16 protein-coding genes are annotated in these 14,914 nt (G+C 48.6%); 2 read left to right on the plus strand and 14 right to left on the minus strand.

All coding sequences use genetic code 11. The features are described 5' to 3' along the window. Positions 1 to 133: 133 nt before the first annotated feature. The 10 genes from LHL18_RS04580 to rppH form a co-directional block, all read right to left on the minus strand. On the minus strand, positions 134 to 724 hold the full coding sequence (locus LHL18_RS04580) for a DUF1989 domain-containing protein (RefSeq protein ID WP_226765953.1): 591 nt from the start codon (positions 722 to 724) through the stop codon (positions 134 to 136). Further along, positions 717 to 1,385, minus strand: a complete 669-nt coding sequence (gntA, locus tag LHL18_RS04585; RefSeq protein ID WP_226765954.1) for a guanitoxin biosynthesis heme-dependent pre-guanitoxin N-hydroxylase GntA — start codon at positions 1,383 to 1,385, stop codon at positions 717 to 719. Before gntA ends, LHL18_RS04580 begins: the two co-directional genes overlap by 8 nt. 269 nt (positions 1,386 to 1,654) lie before the next feature. Continuing rightward, positions 1,655 to 2,299 carry a FlgO family outer membrane protein gene (locus LHL18_RS04590; RefSeq protein WP_226765955.1) on the minus strand — a complete coding sequence of 215 codons (645 nt, stop codon included), beginning with the start codon at positions 2,297 to 2,299 and terminating at the stop codon, positions 1,655 to 1,657. 65 nt (positions 2,300 to 2,364) lie between these two features. Beyond that, entirely contained in the window at positions 2,365 to 2,994 is a 630-nt protein-coding gene (locus LHL18_RS04595; protein WP_226765956.1) for a FlgO family outer membrane protein, read from the minus strand. Continuing rightward, a complete protein-coding gene (locus LHL18_RS04600) occupies positions 2,991 to 3,599 on the minus strand; it encodes a FlgO family outer membrane protein (protein ID WP_226765957.1) in 609 nt (202 codons plus the stop codon). Before LHL18_RS04600 ends, LHL18_RS04595 begins: the two co-directional genes overlap by 4 nt. A 71-nt stretch (positions 3,600 to 3,670) precedes the next feature. Next, positions 3,671 to 4,504: a thymidylate synthase gene (locus tag LHL18_RS04605; RefSeq protein ID WP_226765958.1), complete on the minus strand. Its 834-nt coding sequence runs from the start codon at positions 4,502 to 4,504 to the stop codon at positions 3,671 to 3,673. Continuing rightward, the gene (lgt, locus tag LHL18_RS04610; RefSeq protein WP_226765959.1) at positions 4,501 to 5,319 is read right to left on the minus strand and encodes a prolipoprotein diacylglyceryl transferase; all 819 of its coding nucleotides are present in this window, start codon (positions 5,317 to 5,319) and stop codon (positions 4,501 to 4,503) included. Before lgt ends, LHL18_RS04605 begins: the two co-directional genes overlap by 4 nt. An 8-nt stretch (positions 5,320 to 5,327) precedes the next feature. Then, complete coding sequence (locus tag LHL18_RS04615) at positions 5,328 to 6,122, minus strand: sulfite exporter TauE/SafE family protein (RefSeq protein WP_226765960.1); 795 nt, start codon at positions 6,120 to 6,122, stop codon at positions 5,328 to 5,330. Positions 6,123 to 6,185: 63 nt separating this feature from the next. After that, positions 6,186 to 8,444, minus strand: coding sequence for a phosphoenolpyruvate--protein phosphotransferase (gene ptsP / locus LHL18_RS04620; RefSeq protein ID WP_134059455.1), 2,259 nt, complete (start codon positions 8,442 to 8,444; stop codon positions 6,186 to 6,188). Positions 8,445 to 8,487: 43 nt separating this feature from the next. Then, on the minus strand, positions 8,488 to 8,991 hold the full coding sequence (rppH, locus tag LHL18_RS04625; RefSeq protein ID WP_134059457.1) for an RNA pyrophosphohydrolase: 504 nt from the start codon (positions 8,989 to 8,991) through the stop codon (positions 8,488 to 8,490). Positions 8,992 to 9,370: 379 nt separating this feature from the next. Here rppH and mutH point away from each other — a divergent pair, with 379 nt between their 5' ends. Next, positions 9,371 to 10,042: a DNA mismatch repair endonuclease MutH gene (gene mutH / locus LHL18_RS04630; RefSeq protein WP_226765961.1), complete on the plus strand. Its 672-nt coding sequence runs from the start codon at positions 9,371 to 9,373 to the stop codon at positions 10,040 to 10,042. Here the strand turns inward: mutH and LHL18_RS04635 are convergent. The 4 genes from LHL18_RS04635 to LHL18_RS04650 form a co-directional block, all read right to left on the minus strand. Continuing rightward, entirely contained in the window at positions 10,039 to 10,869 is an 831-nt protein-coding gene (locus LHL18_RS04635; RefSeq protein WP_134059461.1) for a substrate-binding periplasmic protein, read from the minus strand. The two genes, mutH and LHL18_RS04635, sit on opposite strands and share 4 nt — an antisense overlap. Positions 10,870 to 10,962: 93 nt before the next feature. Beyond that, positions 10,963 to 11,832 (minus strand): sterol desaturase family protein, encoded by an 870-nt coding sequence (locus LHL18_RS04640; RefSeq protein WP_226765962.1) that lies wholly within the window; start codon positions 11,830 to 11,832, stop codon positions 10,963 to 10,965. 89 nt (positions 11,833 to 11,921) lie between these two features. Next, a complete protein-coding gene (folE, locus tag LHL18_RS04645) occupies positions 11,922 to 12,605 on the minus strand; it encodes a GTP cyclohydrolase I FolE (RefSeq protein WP_226765963.1) in 684 nt (227 codons plus the stop codon). A 97-nt stretch (positions 12,606 to 12,702) separates the two neighbouring features. Next, complete coding sequence (locus LHL18_RS04650; RefSeq protein ID WP_134059465.1) at positions 12,703 to 13,056, minus strand: DUF2750 domain-containing protein; 354 nt, start codon at positions 13,054 to 13,056, stop codon at positions 12,703 to 12,705. A gap of 156 nt (positions 13,057 to 13,212) precedes the next feature. Between LHL18_RS04650 and ettA the strand changes: the two genes are divergently transcribed. Further along, positions 13,213 to 14,874: an energy-dependent translational throttle protein EttA gene (ettA, locus tag LHL18_RS04655; RefSeq protein WP_134059467.1), complete on the plus strand. Its 1,662-nt coding sequence runs from the start codon at positions 13,213 to 13,215 to the stop codon at positions 14,872 to 14,874. The last annotated feature ends 40 nt before the right edge of the window (positions 14,875 to 14,914 follow it).

The following is a 14,914-nucleotide window of genomic DNA, read 5'->3' on the forward strand; positions in this document are numbered from 1 at the left end:
GCGACTGAAGTCGCGCAGCGCATAAAACATAACTTAACGTTTTTGCACCACAGGTTGCACCACAGCTTTTTAAAATATGGCGCTAACCCTTGGTATATCTGGATGTTCGATTCCTGCTGGGGCAGCCAGTAAGTTACCGCTTTTTATCTAACACTTCATAGTTAATCGGCTTATAGGCAAAATTGTTTGACTGCCCGGCAGAACAGGCTGTTAAACCGACTATCATATCCATTTTTGCTTCAAACACAGTATAATCGCCAGCCTTACTACGCGGTGGTAATACTTTTATTCTGCCTTTCGCATCAAGCTCAACATGCATAAATGTATTGAAAGTTGTTCCGATCAAATGTTCAGGAATTCCGTACTCTGAAAAAGCACTGGCTAAATTACCATAACAACCTGGTACGGCTTCTTCATCTGGGTAAAAATGTCTGAATGTATCTTTACTACAGGGAGTAAGCAGAAAGTCATGGCTCTGAACTTTATCTTCAATCATGTTAAACATTATATTGCTGTAGTTTGAATACAATTTACTGCCGCAGCCAAATTCTACCGACTCGTTATAATCCAGTGAACGACCAGACGAGAGATACTCGCTAAAATCATGCTGATTAAAACAGTACAAGTCGGCAACCTGCTTGCCTTGCGGATCTATCACCTTTAACAGCTGCCCCGCCTTTATGGTAAAAGCTACACCACTACGTGGTGGTATCACGTTAATCATGCCTTCTCCTTAACTTAAATGGGCATTGCCACTTATCACCTACTGCACGGCCACTGTATTGACAGGCTTCTGATTGCTCACCATGATCAGCCAGGTTTGAATTACGCCCGCCACAAAACTTAGCATCATTTTTACGGATCTGATTTCTCATACTCTGGAACTTGTGTTCGTTTTTAAGGGCCTGAAACTGGCTATGTAAATTAAACACGATTGACGGGTAGCGAAACTGCCGCGAGCGACGATTGCTGTGGGGGTTTAAACCAATAATGAAAAAAGCTTCACCGCCTAGACTAAAACTAAAGTTCTCATTTTGCGGGTTGCTGCTAACACGGCTATCCCAGTTATACTTTCTACAATCCCGCTGATGAAGTGCCTGCAGGCGGACCCACAACGCCTGTTCAAAACCAATATCACTGCGAACATTACAATCAGTAAAAACACAGACAAAACTAAAAAAAATGCGACGCTGCTGGTTGTAGCGCTGAATAAATGCATACAAATCGTCAAGTAATATCGCGTCTTCGCGGGCACTACTGATGTCTGTAAATTGGTGTAGCTCAATTTGCTGTTTGTTGCGGGCAACTTTAGCCCCAACACAGGGGTAGCCGTCCTGGCATAAAAAAGCGTTAAACTCCGAGACTAGTTCAGCATCTGCAATCATATCTGACGCCTCCGTTTTGAAAGGTAAACCACGCCCATGGCGTACCCGGTGGATTATTGTCATCTACAAAAGCGAGATACATGCCAGTTGCCCAATCAAACAGCAGACAAACACACACATCAGATAAAACAAATATAATCAAAAACTTATTAACATTGCTTTTTGAAGGTTACAGTAACGAGGCAGTCGCCTCGTTTATGCTACGGTAAATAATACATTTAGGCTGTATGTTTTTCGCGGGGGGATTCTTACTGCTGCAAAGCCTCAAATCAATACTCCGTGCTCCACTCTGCGTAAACCGGATTGGTCATCGTTAACACAAAATCCGGGATATGCAACTGAGCACTGCCAATAACCGCTTTAGTGCGCATGTGCATCACCCTTGCGTTGACAACAAGACCGGCACTATCGCGTAATATGGTGCCGGCCAGCACATAATTTACCTGCTGTTTTGTATCAAGATAGCTACCACGGCTGAACACCAGATCACCCGCTGGCGTAACACGGATCTGGCGGGACAATTTGATGTCGGCAACAGGGATACCCAAGCGTTGCATCTGATAATACATATGCTCAGCCAGCTGGTTACCTACCGCAGTGGTATTGCTAAGTTGCTGATCAAATTCTACAAAGGTTGAAATGGCAACAGGTTGCTCTGGCAGCATGTACTGCATAGATTGCAGCAGCTGAAAGGCCAGATCGGCAGCGTAATCAGATAAAGGTTTTGTCGGCCGGGGTGGATAATCGGTGGCAGACGGCAAGTAATTGCCACCCGTTGCAGGCAACATTGCAGAATCTTCATTGCTGTCTGCAACGGGAGACGGCATACAAGGTATGCAACTGTTTTGATACTCAGGCAGCAACTGGCAGCCCGATAATACTACGACTGCCGCTAAGCATATCCCTACTTTCATTTAAACCTCTGTCTGCATCTGCACTGTGTACAGTATCGGCAACGACCGAGGTTTTCTTTAACGGCTTATCCTTGTTTTAACTGTAATTTGTCGTTACCGGTATTACTGATAACAGCACTAACCACAGACTCAGGCACAAAAGTGCGCGCGGCAGATATGACCTGCTTGGTGTCTATGCGGATCAGTCTGGCATTAAGCAATACACCGCTTTTATGTGCTGTCATTGTGCCTGTAACAACGAAGCGGATCGGCAACTCAGCACTTAGCTCGTTGAAGTCGCGGCTTAAGGCAAAATCGCCTGAAGGTGTCACACGAATATAATCCGTCACTTTATAGTCCAGCACAGCGACGCCAAACTTGAGTAAGTCGTACATTATCGCTTCGCTCAAATGATTACTCAGCACTGAGCCCTGATCCAAGCCGCTGTCGACATAGGTAAAGTCAGTCACACCAACCATGCCTGTCTCTTCCGCTGCTCTGTGATTGGACATTAGCTCGTGTACTAAAGCCCTTGAGTATTCATTAATTGTCATCATCGGCTGTTTATCAGCATTCACCTGCTGACTCGGTAATTGATAAGCGGATGTGGCAAGACGGTCGGCTTGCGGTTTTGCACTGACAACCTGACGGTTCTGCTGTGACGCGCAGGACGCTAACAGTATGGTGCTGCCCAGCAGCATTAATGCATATTTCATTTTGTCTCTCCTGACATTGAGCGCCGGTATAGCATATCGCCTTGCTGGACGACCTGCCGCTGCCCCCACAACACGTTTGCCGGTATATAGCCGCTGGCTGCCGCCAGTACTTTCTGATTAGCAACACTGATAAGACGGGCATTCAGCATGTAGCCGTCTTCCATGGGTGTATAAGTGCCGGCCAGTAACGTATCAGCATCGCTTGCTGCGCTGATATCTTCGAGCTGACGCGACAGCGCCTGAGCATGATCATCGAGCAATAAAAGCTGCTGCCTTAAGCGGTAATCGAAGACTGTAAAACCATGCTGGCGGGCATGCGTTAACATGCTCTCACTAAGCTGATTAGCCAGTTGTTTTTCTGCTTCATCGACAGCGCTTAACGACAAACTATTGACCGGAACAAAACTGGCAACCGCTATTTGCGCCGCGGGCTGCATTACGCTACCAGCATTAGGCAGCTGCGCAAACAGATTGTCGGCCAGCTGCTGAGTATAAACATGCAGCGGAAACTCACTTAGCTCCGCGGTTGTCGTGACTGGGGCTGCAGGCTTTACGCTGCAGCCGCTGGCAGTCAGCAATACTACTACCCAAATTAATATTTTCATAAGCAACCTCAGCTTCTGTACTGAAAACGCTAAGCAATTTACAGGCCAGAAGCATCGGCAAGCTTTTGACGCTATATCGCTACCGGCGCTTTTATGTGCGGGTGAGACTGATAATTTAACAGTGTAAAGTCATCAAAAGTAAAATCGAAAATATTATCAACAGCCGGGTTTAGCTGCATTTGCGGCATAGGAAAAGGCTCACGAGCCAGCTGTGTATTCACCTGTTCCAGATGGTTCAGATATAAATGCGCATCACCAAAAGTATGCACAAAATCGCCCGGTTCGAGCTTACATACCTGCGCGACCATCAAGGTTAATAGCGCATAACTGGCAATGTTAAAGGGTACGCCCAGGAAAATATCTGCACTGCGCTGATACAACTGACAGGATAACTTGCCGTCATTAACATAAAACTGAAACAACGTATGGCAAGGCGGCAAAGCCTGCTTGCCCTGCGCCGCGTTTTCCTTGGGTGAAACCGAGGTGTCCGGTAATAATGCCGGGTTCCAGGCGCTGACAATTAAACGACGCGAGTCCGGCGTACGTTTAATATCTGAAATCAGCTGGCTTATCTGGTCTATGACGCGGCCATCAGCTGCCTGCCAGCTGCGCCACTGCGCACCATAAACCGGCCCTAATTCGCCAGACTCTGTCGCCCATTCATCCCAGATAGACACACCATTATCTTTTAAGTACCCAATATTGGTTTCACCTTTTAGAAACCACAGCAATTCATGAATAATCGAGCGCAGATGGCATTTTTTGGTGGTTATCAGCGGAAAGCCTTCCGATAAGTTAAACCGCATCTGATAACCAAATACACTGATCGTGCCTGTACCTGTACGGTCTGTTTTTTTGTGGCCATGCTCTAGCACGTGGCGCATTAAATCAAGATACTGCTTCATGCTTTAGAAACCTGTTTTTCTGCTTGTGGGTGCCTGGCAAAGGCATAAATAATCAGCCCGGTACCGGCAATAATCATTGGCAAAGACAACCATTGCCCCATCGACATACCGGCAGACAGTACGCCTAAATGGGCATCCGGTTCGCGGTAGAATTCGACAAAAAAGCGTGCACAGCCATAACCTGCCAGAAAGACACCTCCCAGCGTACCGGTAGGCGGGTTAAAACGGCGTACCAGCATAATAATGCTAAACAGCACTATGCCCTCAAGTGCAAACTCATATAATTGGGACGGGTGCCGCGGCAAAGGCCCCGCGCCTGGAAAAAGCACGGCCCAGGGCACATCTGTCGGCCGACCCCACAGCTCAGCGTTAATAAAGTTACCAAGCCGGCCTGCAGCCAACCCCAGTGGAATAAGCGGTGCAACAAAGTCACCCAGTTCGAGATAACGTTTGTTATTGCGCCAGGCAAACCAAGCCATGGCACTGAGTACCCCTAATAAACCACCGTGGAATGACATGCCGCCGGTCCAGATCTTAAACAAATACACCGGATCGCTGATAAACAGCTCAAACTGATAAAACAACACATAGCCTATACGCCCGCCCAGAATAACGCCTAAAAAGCCAATAAACAGTAAGTCACTCACTTGCTGCTCAGTCCAGCCTGAACCTGGTTTTTTCGCAGCGCGGTTTGCCAGCCACCAGGCCAGGGCAAAAGCAACCAGATACATAAGACCGTACCAACGCAAGCTGACCGGCCCAAGCGAAAAAATAACCGGGTCTATTTGCGGAAACGTAATATAACTTGCAGACATAACTTCCCTTAACTCAGAATCATCTTAGCGGCGATAAGCAGCAACAATATGCCAAACACCCGTTTAATTGTCAGCACCGGCAGCCGCTGGGTCAGTTTAGCCCCTAAAGGCGCTGTAAACGCCGAGGTACAAACAATCCCCAACAGGGCCGGCAGATATATATACCCAATAAATCCCTGCGCCAACTGATAATGTTGCCAGCCCGCTATGACATAACCAAGCGAGCCAAATGCCGCTATCGCAATACCGCTGGCAGCGGCACAGCCGATAGCACGACGCATATCAACCGAGTAGTAATTCAGCATAGGTACGAACAGGGCTCCGCCACCAATGCCCAGTAAGCTGGCAACTCCGCCGAGCCCGGCAGAAATAATCGCCAGATAAGAGGCGCCGGGCAGTTGTTTCTTGCCGATGGCAGAACGTGACCCCAGCATACGCAGCGCCAGTATCAGCACCGCTATACCAAACAGCATTTGCAGTACACCGGGGCTGATATAGTGTGCAAGATAAGCCACCAGCCAGGCCCCTGCCGCAGCGCCAACCATAATAGCTGTCGCGGTTGCCCAGGGCACATTACCCCAGCGGTGATGCGCCAGAACTGAAGAGGTTGCGGTGAAAATAATAGATGCCAGCGATGTAGCGATAGCAACCACTATTGCTTGCTCCGGCGCGACGATATCAAAGCCTGGCAATAACATAAGCAGTACCGGCACGACGATTAAACCACCGCCAATACCCAGTAAACCCGCGAGAAACCCCACTACCGCCCCAAGCACCAATGTAATAGCAATAATAGCTAACACGACTCTCTCTTCGTTATGCAGGGCGCTGTAGTATAACAATGAGGGAAATATAACGGCACGCGCTTAAGCCCGTAACTGACTTAACAGCTGCTTTTGCTCTAAAAAGCGCTGGATCTGTAACCTGACATGTTTAGCTGATTGACAGGCCAGAATTTCCGGTAGTAACAGCGCCAACTCAGACATCTCAACCCGGCGTAATAACCATTTAATTTTTGCCAGGTTACTGCTGTTCATACTAAAACTGTTATAACCCATTGCCGCCAGCAGTAATACGCCGCCGGGCTCACCGGCAAGTTCACCGCAAACGCTAACCGGGAATTGCAGCCCCTGTGCCTGCTGCGACAATTGATACAAAGCCCGAAGCACTGCCGGATGCATTGCATCATACAAACTGGCCACCCTGGGGTTATTACGGTCGACGGCCAATAGATACTGAGTTAAATCGTTAGTTCCCACCGAACAGAAATCAACTTTGCGTGCAAGCTCTGGCAACTGATACATAATGGACGGTACTTCAATCATGACACCAATTTTGGGCTTGGGCAGTTCAATAGCCAGCTCATCACTCACCTCAAAACTGGCTTGCTTTATCAGCCTGACGGACTCATCCACTTCAGCCAGATCGGAAATCATTGGTAACAATATATGCAGATTGTCCAGTGCCAGATTGGCTTTTAACATAGCGCGGATTTGCACCAGAAATATCTCCGGATGATCCAGCGTTAAGCGAATACCGCGCCAGCCCAGAAACGGGTTTTCTTCGGCCAGACTAAAGTACGGCAAAGCTTTATCGCCGCCAACGTCCAGGGTGCGCATAATTACCGGTTTATCAGGGTAGCTTTCCAACACTTTGCGGTACAGCTCGATCTGCTCCTGCTCTGTCGGAAAGCGGCTGCGCATAATAAAAGGAAATTCAGTACGGTATAAACCGACACCGCCGGTATATTTCGGGTCTGTGGTCTCAAGCTCTATTGCCAGACCAGAGTTAACCATCAGGCTAAACGGCGCTCCACAGGATGAGCAGGATTCCAGGGCTATTTCTGCCTGGTAGCGCGCATTTAACGCAGCATCTTCTGTAATAAGTCTTTGATATTCATGACAGATAGCCTCGATTGGGGATAACAGTATCTGCCCCTGATAGCCATCGACTATCAAGCGTTGGCCCTGCCATTGCAGCAATGGCAGCTCGCTTACCCCCATCACTGCCGGAATACCCAGAGCACGCGCCATAATAGCCGCATGCGAATTAACAGAACCTTTTAACGAAACTATGGCTACCAGCTGTTCGCGTGGCACCTCGGCCAGCATGGTCGCCGTGACATTGTCAGCCACCAGCACCACTTTTTGTGGCAGTTTTATTTTGCGTTGCTCGGTATCTAACAGGTTATTTAGCACCCGCTGTCCCAGATCGCGGATGTCAGTGCCTCTTTCACGTAAATAGGCATCATCCATATCGTCGAACTGACGGGCAAACTTTTCCACCACCCGCTTCAGAGCGCTCTTGGCACACCAGCCTTCTGCAATCTGCTGTTCAATTTCCCGGCCAAGGCTCGCCGCATCCAGTAGCTGATGGTACACATCAAAAATGGCCAGAGCATCTGGCGGCATATGGCCACTCATACGCTCAGCCAAGCGGTTAAACTCTGCTTTGGTTATTTTTACTGCGCGGTAAAAATGCGCCAGCTCTTTGTCTGGATCATCAGCCCTTTTAAGCGAAATAGCATTGAAGTCGTTTGCCGGCTCCAGCACAAATGCCTCACCTATGGCAATGCCCGGTGCGCCGGGCAGCCCTTTCATCTGACTCGACTGGCTTTGGCTTGGGCTACTCTGGCCAACGGCCTGACGCATCTCAGCATTGGCCAATACCGACGCCAGCTGCGCAGCAAGGGTCACCAGAAACGATTCCTCGTCCTCGCTAAACACACGCTCAGCAGCTTGTTGAATGGTCAGTACGCCTAACACTTTACGATGATGGATGATGGGGCAGCCCAGGAAAGCAGAAAAACGATCTTCGCTGACTTCAGGTGTCACTTTAAAACGGGGATGAAGATGGGCTTTGGCTAAATTAATAGGCTCTTCACGTTGCCCTACCCAGCCAATCAGGCCTTCAGAGAAGCCAATAGCAATATTACCAATAGCTTCGGGGTTAAGGCCGTCTGTCGCCATCAACATAAAATGTTGTTGGTCGTAGTCGGCAAGGTACACTGAGCAGCACTCTGTTGTCAGCGCCTGTTTTACACTCGAGACTAAGCCAGCTAATGCGTTTTGAAGCACCGGCTCTTGTGCTACATCCTGAACAATTCGCCTTAACTGGCCTAACATAAGAGCCTCTTTTTCAGTCTAGCTAATTGCTTAACTTGTGTTGCTAACTCTTTTTCTTACCTTCGCGGCGGATAAACGGCAAAGCGACCGGGGCAAACTCTTTCATGACTTTTCGGTAAACTTCGCGTTTAAACGCGACCACTTGTCTAACCGGATACCAGTAGCTGACCCAACGCCAGCTATCAAATTCCGGATGTGTGGTTTTAAGTAAGTTTACATCCTCGTCAGCACAGGTCAGCCGAAGTAAAAACCACTTCTGCTTCTGGCCAATACACACCGGGTTACTGTCCTTACGAATTAAACGCTTAGGAAGTTTGTAGCGTAGCCAGTGCTTAGTGGTGGCAATAATTTCCACATCATTAGCACTTAACCCTACCTCTTCGTTTAATTCACGAAACATGGCTTGCTCCGGCGTTTCGCCGTCGTCAATACCACCCTGTGGATATTGCCAGGAATGCTGACCATACCGTTTTGCCCAAAACACCTGTCCCTGGTGGTTACAAATCACTATGCCGACATTGGCCCGAAACCCTTCGGCATCGATCACACAAACCTCTGGCGGATCTTAAACAATATGCAAAAGATTCTTTCATAAAGTCGGGGCTTGGGCAAACGGTATTTTCACCACACCTTTTACACACTTATCCACAATAATGCTTACTAACCGCACCTCCATGTGCACTTCTTCACAGCTCATGTTGATAACGCTGTGCAAAAACTACTTTTAACCACTGAATAACTAAGAACAGAGGAATATCACCTTATAACGAGCCCTGCCAGATATGTTTAATATCAACAACTTACACAAGATAGTAAGGTAATAATCTGCCGTGCTGGCTGTGTGCAAGTTAGTTTGCTGCGTTTTTAAGCAGCCAAAGCAGCAGAAAAATGTTAACGTATTCCTATATTTGCTGATTATTACAACCATGCACTCATCTCCGGCGTCATTAGCTGAACTCCAAGCCCGTAGCCAGGCATTAGCAGGCTTAACGCTGGGCCAGATTGCTGCCCAGCTGCAGCTGCAGGTACCTGCCAACCTGCAAAAAGACAAAGGCTGGGTCGGCCAGTTATTGGAACAATCGCTGGGTGCCAGCGCAGGCTCGAAAGCTGAGCCTGATTTTCCTCACCTTGGTGTAGAGCTGAAGACGTTACCTATTGATCGCGATGGAAAACCACTCGAGAGCACTTATGTTTGTGTCGCGCCTCTGACAAATGTCGGCGGCTTACACTGGCATGACTCCTGGGTGTGCCGAAAACTACAGCATGTACTGTGGATACCGATCCTGGCAGAACGGCAGATCCCATTATCCGAGCGAATGGTTGGTACGGCATTTTTATGGCAACCCAATGTGCAGCAGCAGCAGGAACTGCAGCAGGACTGGGAAGAATTGATGGAGCAAATTACATTGGGCGGCGTTGCTAATATCCGTGGCGCCCAGGGTAAACACCTGCAGCTCAGACCCAAGGCAGCCAACAGCCGCGCACTGACAGATGCAGTAGGCGCTCACGGCGAGCCGATAAAAACCTTGCCCCGTGGTTTTTATCTCAAAGCTACATTCACCGCAAGCTTACTGGCACAGCAGTTTGCGCCGGGTTAATGGCTGTACTTTTCCACGATACGGCTATAACTGCCATTATCACGCAGTTGTGCCAGGCCGGAGTTGAATTGCTCTACCTGCGTTGGTGAAACCGACTCCTTACTAAACATAACGTAAACATCTGAATTACCAAGGCTAATACTGTGAGGCTGTATATATTTGTCCAATCCCTTACGGCGCAGAATTGACGCACCGACAAAGCTGTCTTCCAGCAAGCCGTCAATTTCCTCATCCAGCAAACGGGCCATATTTAACTCACTGATAATAGCGCCGACAAATTTGCTACGCTGAGCCTCATCGGCATATAAAGCTGCAACTTCATCTCCATAGTAATACTCATTGACCACGCCAACCTTATGACCATCGGCCAGAAATGCGGCTAAATCAGTATAAGGCAGGTTAGCCTGGTCTTTACGTACATACAGCTGAAATCTTTCCTGGCGGTAAGGTTCAGAAAAATAAGCAAAGGTTTCGCGGTCATCTGTTTTAGACGCGCCTAACACAAAATCGACCTCACCTTGTTTGAGCAACGTCAGCAGCTCCAGCCAACTGCCCTGAATTACATTCAGGCTGCAATCCATGTTATCCATCACGGCCTGCACTATCTCAACATCCAGGCCAGCAACAGTATTACCAACCGTCATGTACTGATATGGCTCCCAGGCGTCCATGCCAAGCGTCAACTCACAGTCATTCTGTTCAACGGCAGCAGGCGCCGCAACGGCTGACTGGCTTTGCACTACAGGTTGGGTTTCATTTTGATGGGCTGGTTTACAGCCGGCTAGCATGAGCACTACAACAACGACCACTGGTATGTAAGTTTTCATATTACACCTTAAGGCGTTACTGGTTTGCTCCAAGCTTAGTGCATAACAGTTCACTTCGCCGCTTTAGCGCAATAAGTCAATAAAACAGTACAGTTATGTTTCCACTGAGTCGTAGCCTCTGCCCTCTTTCCCTGTTACTGATTGGCGTTTTGGGGCACCGAACATCACTGTCAGCAGCTGTTTGCCCGATTTACTCTGCCTGCCATCGCTTAACATACGCCGCCACTCATAAAAGGTGATAAGCAATGGATTGTCGGAATTGAAATCGTCAGTGATACCATAGCGGCAGGGATCATCGTCCTGTTCAGGCACAAAGGTGCCAAACAGCCGGTCCCAGATAATCAACACACCCGCAAAGTTTTTATCGATGTAACGGGCGTTACAGGCGTGGTGTACTCTGTGGTGAGACGGCGTATTGAATACCCACTCCAGCATACCAAGCTTTTTAACTGCCTGAGTGTGAACGAAAAACTGAAATGCCAGATTCAGCGCCACTACTGCAAATACCAGCGTGGGTGCAAAACCAAACAAGATCATCGGCGTCCAGAACAACCACATACCGGACAACGGATAAGTCAGGCTTTGCCGTAGCGCTGTGCTGAAATTCATCAGGCGCGAGCTGTGATGTGTAACATGCGAGGCCCACAACCAGCGGACATGATGCGATGCCCGGTGAAACCAGTAATACAAAAAGTCCTGCAATAAAAATGCGATGGCAATGTTGCCGGCGCTGAGTTCTATTTCGAACAGACGATACTGATGCAGCCAGATAAAAAACGGCATCAACAGCAGAAGTGCCAGCATGTCACTGCCCTGATGCAATAGTGCCAGCACAGCATTAGCAGCGCTGTCTTGCCAACGATAACGTGCGGGTGTCAATTTGCGAGAGCTGAACCATTCCCAGGCAATAAAGCCAAGAAACAATGGGGCGAGTGCAAGTAATATAAGTTCGACCGGGATCATCTGATGTTGTCCGTACGCTTTGCCTTATACCGATGTTACTGCAAAGCCGGATCGAACTCTACAGAGTTCCCGGTTTGGGGTGGGCTGGCTTAGAACCGGGCCAAAAACTCTGCCCGAGTGCGACCATCTTCTTTAAAGATACCGCCCAGTGCAGTGGTCTGGGTTTTCGAGTTAACGTCCATAACACCGCGGGATTTAACACAGTAATGCACCGCTTCCATCGTCACCGCAACATTGTTTGTTTGCAGTAACGTTTGCAGCGCAACCAGGATCTGCTGGGTTAAACGCTCCTGAACCTGAGGCCGCTGTGCGAAGAAACGTACAATACGGTTAATTTTAGACAAGCCAATAATACGCTGGTCCGGAATATAGGCGACAGTTGCACTGCCATCAATGGTGACAAAATGATGCTCACAGGTACTGGTGAAACTGATATCTTTCACTTTTACCATTTCCCTGACCTGCATTTTATTTTCGATCAGCGCCATTTTTGGAAAGTTGCTGTAATCCAACCCGCCAAAAATTTCATCAACATACATTTTCGCAATACGATGCGGGGTCTCATTAAGACTGTCATCGCTAAGATCCAGCCCGAGAGTTTTTACCACCTCAGTCATCAGAGCGTTAATTTTGTCGTACTTCTGATCCCGCGACAGGCCATTGTCCACCATAGGGGTTTCAAGCCCCTGAGCTTCCAGTGCACTGCGAACTACCTTTGCTTCTTCTGATAACATAACTTCTTCCAACCCGACGTCGATTACCGTTATACGCACCGTCAAAGCCGCTAGTTTACGGGGAATGTCATTTTTTTGCCATTTTTATGATTGGTTCCGGCACCACAGCTCAGGCTGCGGGCCGGATAGCGGCGGGCTATTGCACTAACGACAAGGCTTCAAGCAATTCCCGTGGTTCAACTTCAGGGCCATTTAAACTATCATCCCAGTTGGTTCCAATCAGGACGCCATCGTCATACATCTCTTTTAACCAGCCTTCACAGAAAACATCCAGCGGAATAGCTTCAGGTTTATATACTGCCCATTCATCAGAGCAATGCGCTTTAGCCGATGCTTCATCAGACCAGAAAGGCATCACATCGGTGTCTTCAAACTCGACAGACTCTACGACTAATAAATCTTCACCATCGGCAAGGACATACACTACGCCGTGAGTTTTGGCTTCTTCAACAAAACGCTGAAAACTCGGATCTTGCGCAAACTGACTCATAATAATTTCCACCCGCTAAGCTATTTTCGCTATTAGACCAGAAAGCAGCGCGCAAAAGCGAGTTTTATCTTTGCACTGCCGGCTCAGTCTTTCCCTGCCCGCGGAAAATAACGTACAATTGCCTCCACTTACAAAGGCAACATTAAGCGTGATTTTATGGCTCAGTATATATACTCGATGTATCGCGTATCTAAGGTGGTTCCACCTAAGCGCACTATTTTAAAAGACATTTCGCTGTCTTTCTTTCCGGGAGCCAAAATTGGTGTTCTGGGTTTAAACGGTTCAGGTAAATCCACTTTACTGCGCATTATGGCTGGTGTGGATAAAGAATTTGAAGGTGAAGCCCGTGCTCTGGCCGGCACAAAAATTGGTTACCTGCCACAGGAACCCGAGCTGGATCCGAACAAAACCGTCAAAGAAGTAGTGGAAGAAGCGGTCGCTGACGTAAAACAGGCTTTTGCCCGGTTAGACGAAGTGTACGCCGCTTACGCAGATGAAAATGCTGATTTTGACGCCTTAGCCCGTGAGCAAGGCGAGCTTGAAGCCTTAATTCAGGCCAAAGATGGCCACAACCTGGACAACACACTGGAGCGCGCTGCTGACTCTCTGCGATTACCGCCCTGGGATGCCAAAATTGAACATTTGTCCGGTGGTGAGCGTCGCCGGGTAGCTATTTGCCGCCTGGTGTTAGAGCGGCCAGATATGCTATTGCTGGATGAACCCACTAACCACCTCGATGCTGAATCGGTGGCATGGTTAGAGCGCTTCCTGCACGATTACCCGGGTACAGTGGTGGCCATCACCCACGATCGTTATTTCCTTGATAACGTTGCAGGCTGGATTTTAGAACTGGACCGCGGCGAAGGTATTCCATGGGAAGGTAACTATTCGAGTTGGCTGGAACAGAAGGAAGCCCGTCTGGCACAGGAAGAAAAATCCGAAAATGCCCGCCAGCGTTCTATTAAACAAGAATTGGAGTGGGTACGCACTAACCCTAAAGGCCGCCATGCCAAGAGCAAGGCACGGATGGCGCGCTTTGAAGAGCTGCAAAGCCAGGATTTTCAAAAGCGCAACGAAACCAACGAGCTGTTTATTCCACCAGGGCCACGCCTGGGTGATAAAGTGTTGGAAGTTAATCACTTGCGTAAAACCTTTGGCGATCGCGTGCTGATTGATGATTTAAGTTTCAGCATCCCCAAAGGTGCGATAGTGGGCATTATCGGCCCTAACGGCGCCGGTAAATCGACGCTGTTTAAAATGATTAGTGGTACTGAACAAGCCGATGCCGGCGAGATCAGTGTCGGTGAAACGGTGCATATCGCCAGTGTCGATCAATTCCGTGACAGCATGAACCCGAAAAACACCGTCTGGCAGGAGATCTCTAACGGCCAGGACATGCTGCAAATTGGTAGTTTTCAGATCCCAAGCCGGGCTTATGTTGGCCGTTTTAACTTTAAAGGCAATGATCAGCAGAAGTTTATCGGCGAGCTGTCCGGTGGTGAACGTAACCGCGTGCATTTAGCAGCGCTGTTAAAAGCCGGTGGTAACATGCTGTTACTCGATGAACCGACCAACGATCTGGACGTTGAGACACTGCGGGCACTGGAAAACGCTATCCTGGATTTCCCGGGCTGCGCTATGGTGATCTCGCACGACCGCTGGTTCCTTGACCGTATCGCCACTCACATTCTGGATTATCGCGATGAAGGCAAGGTTAACTTCTTCGAAGGTAACTACTCCGACTATGAAGCCTGGCTAAAAGCCACCTACGGTGCAGATGCGCTGCAGCCTCATCGGATTAAGTACAAGAAAATCTGATACAAAAACGCCCGTTGCTACGGGCGTTTTCTTTTCTATT

Origin of the sequence: Rheinheimera aquimaris (genome assembly GCF_020531985.1) — a bacterium.
GTDB lineage: Bacteria > Pseudomonadota > Gammaproteobacteria > Enterobacterales > Alteromonadaceae > Alishewanella > Alishewanella aquimaris.

Bases quoted from the DNA above. Each gene is read 5' to 3' on its own strand.
- LHL18_RS04580 (WP_226765953.1), bottom strand. From the start codon at position 724: ATGATTAACGTGATACCACCACGTAGTGGTGTAGCTTTTACCATAAAG.
- gntA (WP_226765954.1), bottom strand. From the start codon at position 1,385: ATGATTGCAGATGCTGAACTAGTCTCGGAGTTTAACGCTTTTTTATGC.
- LHL18_RS04590 (WP_226765955.1), bottom strand. From the start codon at position 2,299: ATGAAAGTAGGGATATGCTTAGCGGCAGTCGTAGTATTATCGGGCTGC.
- LHL18_RS04595 (WP_226765956.1), bottom strand. From the start codon at position 2,994: ATGAAATATGCATTAATGCTGCTGGGCAGCACCATACTGTTAGCGTCC.
- LHL18_RS04600 (WP_226765957.1), bottom strand. From the start codon at position 3,599: ATGAAAATATTAATTTGGGTAGTAGTATTGCTGACTGCCAGCGGCTGC.
- LHL18_RS04605 (WP_226765958.1), bottom strand. From the start codon at position 4,504: ATGAAGCAGTATCTTGATTTAATGCGCCACGTGCTAGAGCATGGCCAC.
- lgt (WP_226765959.1), bottom strand. From the start codon at position 5,319: ATGTCTGCAAGTTATATTACGTTTCCGCAAATAGACCCGGTTATTTTT.
- ptsP (WP_134059455.1), bottom strand. From the start codon at position 8,444: ATGTTAGGCCAGTTAAGGCGAATTGTTCAGGATGTAGCACAAGAGCCG.
- mutH (WP_226765961.1), top strand. From the start codon at position 9,371: ATGCACTCATCTCCGGCGTCATTAGCTGAACTCCAAGCCCGTAGCCAG.
- LHL18_RS04635 (WP_134059461.1), bottom strand. From the start codon at position 10,869: ATGAAAACTTACATACCAGTGGTCGTTGTTGTAGTGCTCATGCTAGCC.
- LHL18_RS04640 (WP_226765962.1), bottom strand. From the start codon at position 11,832: ATGATCCCGGTCGAACTTATATTACTTGCACTCGCCCCATTGTTTCTT.
- LHL18_RS04650 (WP_134059465.1), bottom strand. From the start codon at position 13,056: ATGAGTCAGTTTGCGCAAGATCCGAGTTTTCAGCGTTTTGTTGAAGAA.
- ettA (WP_134059467.1), top strand. From the start codon at position 13,213: ATGGCTCAGTATATATACTCGATGTATCGCGTATCTAAGGTGGTTCCA.